The organism is Devosia sp., from assembly GCF_017307565.1.
In the GTDB taxonomy this organism is placed as follows: domain Bacteria; phylum Pseudomonadota; class Alphaproteobacteria; order Rhizobiales; family Devosiaceae; genus Devosia.
Genome location: NZ_JAFKHD010000062.1, coordinates 1 through 4,297 on the forward strand (window position 1 = coordinate 1; position 4,297 = coordinate 4,297).

Here is a 4,297-nt window from a genome sequence, read left to right on the forward strand (position 1 = left end):
TCGCTGGACTTGCCCAGGGGCTCGCCGAAGGCCACGCGGCTGTTGAGCAGTTGATTGGCATCCTTGTCGACGCCGATGAGATAGGATCCCGTGCCGGCCAGGGCGGTAGTCGCGCGCTGGTGAAACTGCTCGAGCGATCCGACCTGCAAGGCGGGGTCGGAAGACAGCACCCGCAAGGTGGTCGCCATACCCGATACTTCCCGGTCCACCGCCTGGCCCATGGCCTGCACGGTGGCATTGGTCAGCGCCTCGACGACCTTTTCCTGCGCATCGTTGGTGCTGTTGAGTAGAACCAGGGCCACGATAAGGGCTGGCAGCAGGATGACCAGCATGAGCGCGAACAGATAGAGCGCCACCGGCTGCGGCCGGAGCGGCTTTGCGGTCCTCGCCTTTACCGGATCACCGACCCGGTCGTGGGCTTGTGCTGCCATGGAGTCCTGGTCCTTGTCGGCTGGCAGATTGGGCCCGGGCGGGCTGGTCAATACTCAACGTGGGGGGCGATGACGGGGAAATGTACATCCGACACCTCCACTACCTTACCGCATTTGAACGGCTTGTCAGCCTGTTCATCGACAGTGCCGCCGCAACTTGGTCTATCCGGGCGCGGTGTGGTCATGGCTGGATCCTTTGCTCTCCAGTCAGACAACACATCCGCCCCAGCCTCGGTTGCAGGCGGTGGCGTCACAGCTGTTGCTCTGGTAAATAGCCCGTCATGACCCAGACCGCGCCGAAAAAGCTCTTCATCAAAACCTATGGCTGTCAGATGAATGTCTATGACAGCGATCGCATGGCCGACGCCCTGGCGCCGCATGGCTATGCGCCGACACAGGACATGGCCGAAGCCGATCTGGTGCTGCTCAATACCTGCCATATCCGCGAAAAGGCGAGCGAGAAGGTCTTTTCCGAGCTTGGCCGCTTGAAGGAACTGCAGAACGAGAAGCGCGCCACCGGCGGCGACCTGATGATCGGCGTTGCCGGTTGCGTGGCGCAGGCCGAAGGCGAGGAAATCGCCCGCCGCGCCCCCATGGTCGACATGGTCTTTGGGCCGCAAGCCTATCACCGCCTGCCGGACATGTTGGCCAAGGCCGAAGGCAACCGTCACATGCACCCCGCGCTTCGCCGCGCCGTGGTCGACACCGATTTCCCTGAAGAAGACAAGTTCGCGCACCTGCCGGCGGCCAAGAAGGACGTCACCATCGGTCGCGGTCTCACCGCATTCCTGACCGTGCAGGAAGGCTGCGACAAGTTCTGTTCCTTCTGTGTCGTCCCCTATACCCGCGGCGCTGAAGTCAGCCGCCCGGTCGCCCAGGTCGTCGAAGAAGCCCGCCGCCTCGCCGATGCGGGCGTGAAAGAAATCACCCTTCTCGGTCAGAACGTGAACGCCTATCACGGCGAAGATGCTTCCGGCCGCGCCGTCGGGCTTGGTGAGCTGGCTTACCTTCTCGCCGAAATTCCTGGTCTCGAGCGCCTGCGCTATACCACGAGCCATCCCCGCGACATGGACGACGCCTTGATCGCGGCGCATCGCGACCTCGATTTCCTGATGCCCTATCTGCACCTGCCGGTGCAGTCCGGTTCCGACCGCATCCTGAAAGCCATGAACCGCAAGCACACGGCGGCCGAATACATGCGCCTCATCGAGCGCATCAAGGACGCGCGCCCCGACATGGCCTTTTCGGGCGACTTCATCGTCGGTTTTCCGGGCGAGACCGACGCGGATTTCGAGGACACGCTCAAGATCATCCGCGACGTCGGCTATTCCTCGGCCTATTCCTTCAAATATTCCACCCGCCCCGGCACCCCCGGCGCCAACCTCACCGAGCAGATCGACGAGGCGGTCAAGGTCGAACGCCTCGCGCGCCTCCAGGAACTGGTCAACAAGCAGACCACCGATTTCCACGCGTCCTGCGTCGGCCGCACGCTGCCCGTTCTGATCGAGCGCGTCGGCCGCATGCCGGGCCAGGTGGGCGGTCGCTCCCCCTATCTGCAGGCCGTGCACCTCGAAGGCTCCACGGATCTGATCGGCGCGATCCACGAAGTGGAAATCATCGGCACGTCCACCAATTCGCTGGTCGGGCGCCTGCGCCAGGCAGCGGCGGCTTAAGGTCGGCTATCATCCGGGCGCAGCGTCGCTTCGGACCAGGCCAAAGGCTGATCTTCATCCACGGTGTCATTCCCGCGAAAGCGGGAATCCCTGTTTAGCGGAGATCCCCGCTTTCGCGGGGATGACGCAGTGAACATCAGAAGATGGATGTGGCCTGCAAAAAGGACACTCCTCCTAAAGCGCAATCAGTCCCGCTTCGGTCGGCCGAAACCCGCAGCAGCGGTAAAATTCCGTCAGATGCGGCTCGAAATCGACGTGGAGCCATTTTGCCCCACGCTCTCGCGCCGCCTCTTCCGCCTCCTTGACCAGCCGCGTCGCAATGCCTTGGCGCTGAAAATCCCGATCAACGCAGGTATCGAGGATGAAGGCATGCACGCCGCCATCCCAGGCGACATTGACGAAACCGACAAGTTTTTCGCCCTCGAAGGCACCGATATGGGCAAGACTGCGCTTGAGCACGCCCTGCCAGCTCGCTGGTCCCGCGTCGCCCCAGGCCTTTTCCCAAAGCTGACGCAGCGCCTCGTCTGACGGAAACGGATCGACGGCAATGCGGATCATGGCTTCTCCCCCTCGACCCAACTTATCCATCTTATCCCCGCCGCCAAATTCTCATGCGAATATTTCCCCATTCCGCCAGTCACGCGGCCCCCACGCAGGGCCGGGCGGAATGGCCGGTGGATAGGGGCGCCTATCCGGGCGGGGATGTGAAATGCGGCAGCCGCGCCTGAAAGAATGGTAGCGCCTGAACCGGACCCGCTGAAAAATCCGGATGCGTGACGGGCGGCCTTTGGCTCCCATTGTACTAAACAGACCGAGCCAATGGCCGCCCGTTACCCGTGTACCCGCGACGCCGAAAGGCCGGGCGGCTTTTCATGTTGCCTGCGGTTTCGGATCGTGTTTGGGGAGGCGCTGGGCTATTCGAGCGTGGCTCTCCTCGCCTCCAGGCCGAAAATCGATCCTCTCTGGCGATTCTGCGGCCTTGCGGCAGGCCTGGAGTGTCACAATTTATCTACAGACATCGAACCCAAATCATCCTAGCCTCATTAATGCATGGGCGACGCAGTCCGCGGCGCCCCCTTCGGGAGCCGAGAAAGTTTGAGCAGGCACTTGCCACCTACCGCCGATAACGCCCTCGCATCGCAACTCGAACTCGCCTTTGAAGACAATCGCCTGGCTGCGCAGCTCTACGGCGATTTCGACCAGAACCTTGCCCTCATCGAACAGCGCCTCACCGTGTCGGCCACGCCACGCGGCAATCATGTGCTGCTCAAGGGTTCGGCCTCGAAGGTCGATCAGGCGCGTCGCGTGCTGGAATCGCTCTATGAGGGCCTTGAAGAAGGCCGAACCGCCGACATTTCCGATGTCGACGCCGTCATTCGCATGGTCGAGACCGAAGACAGCCAGCTGACCCTGCCCACGCTCGAGCGCAAGGGCAAGGTGCGCATGGCCCAGATCGCCACGCGAAAGGCCACCATTGCCGCCCGCACCCCGGCGCAGGACGCCTATATGCGGGCCATGGATCGGTCCGAACTCGTGTTCGGCGTTGGCCCGGCCGGTACCGGCAAGACCTATCTCGCCGTGGCCCATGCGGCCTCGCTCCTTGAACGTGGCGATATCAACCGCATCATCCTGTCCCGCCCGGCCGTCGAAGCCGGCGAGCGCCTTGGTTTTCTCCCCGGCGACATGAAGGACAAGGTCGATCCTTATCTGCGTCCGCTCTATGACGCCCTCTACGACATGATGAAGCCCGAAAATGTCGAGCGCTGCATCACCTCGGGCATCATCGAAGTCGCCCCGCTCGCCTTCATGCGCGGCCGCACGCTTTCCAACGCGGTCGTCATCCTCGACGAAGCCCAGAACACCACATCCATGCAGATGAAGATGTTTCTGACGCGTCTGGGTGAAAACTCGAAGATGATCGTCACGGGCGACCCGACCCAGGTCGACTTGCCGCGCGGCGAACGCTCGGGGCTCGTCGAGGCCGTGAACCTCCTCGATGGCGTCGAAGGCGTCCATATCAGCCGCTTCAACGACAAGGACGTGGTTCGTCACGCGCTTGTCGGCCGCATCGTGCGGGCCTATGAAGCCGATACCGCGCGACGCCTGGCCCAGAAGGACGGGGACACGGAAGGTCTGGCGCGGACACTGGGCACGTTGCCCCGGAGCTGATCCAGACACCTATGCCGCCGATCC

3 protein-coding genes and 1 pseudogene are annotated in these 4,297 nt (G+C 62.8%); 2 read left to right on the top strand and 2 right to left on the bottom strand.

Going from position 1 to position 4,297, the window contains the following annotated elements:
- A pseudogene (locus J0I64_RS01230) lies at nt 1–431 on the bottom strand (hypothetical protein); the annotation flags it as partial.
- A gap of 281 nt (nt 432–712) precedes the next feature.
- On the opposite strand from J0I64_RS01230, the gene miaB reads away from it, so the two are divergent.
- A complete protein-coding gene (miaB, locus tag J0I64_RS01235; RefSeq protein WP_291405623.1) occupies nt 713–2,104 on the top strand; it encodes a tRNA (N6-isopentenyl adenosine(37)-C2)-methylthiotransferase MiaB in 1,392 nt (463 codons plus the stop codon).
- A 174-nt stretch (nt 2,105–2,278) separates the two neighbouring features.
- On the opposite strand, the gene J0I64_RS01240 is transcribed toward miaB, so the two are convergent.
- Nucleotides 2,279–2,662, bottom strand: a complete 384-nt coding sequence (locus J0I64_RS01240; protein ID WP_291405625.1) for a GNAT family N-acetyltransferase — start codon at nt 2,660–2,662, stop codon at nt 2,279–2,281.
- A gap of 549 nt (nt 2,663–3,211) precedes the next feature.
- Here J0I64_RS01240 and J0I64_RS01245 point away from each other — a divergent pair.
- Nucleotides 3,212–4,273 (top strand): PhoH family protein, encoded by a 1,062-nt coding sequence (locus J0I64_RS01245; protein ID WP_291405629.1) that lies wholly within the window; start codon nt 3,212–3,214, stop codon nt 4,271–4,273.
- Nucleotides 4,274–4,297 lie beyond the last annotated feature (24 nt).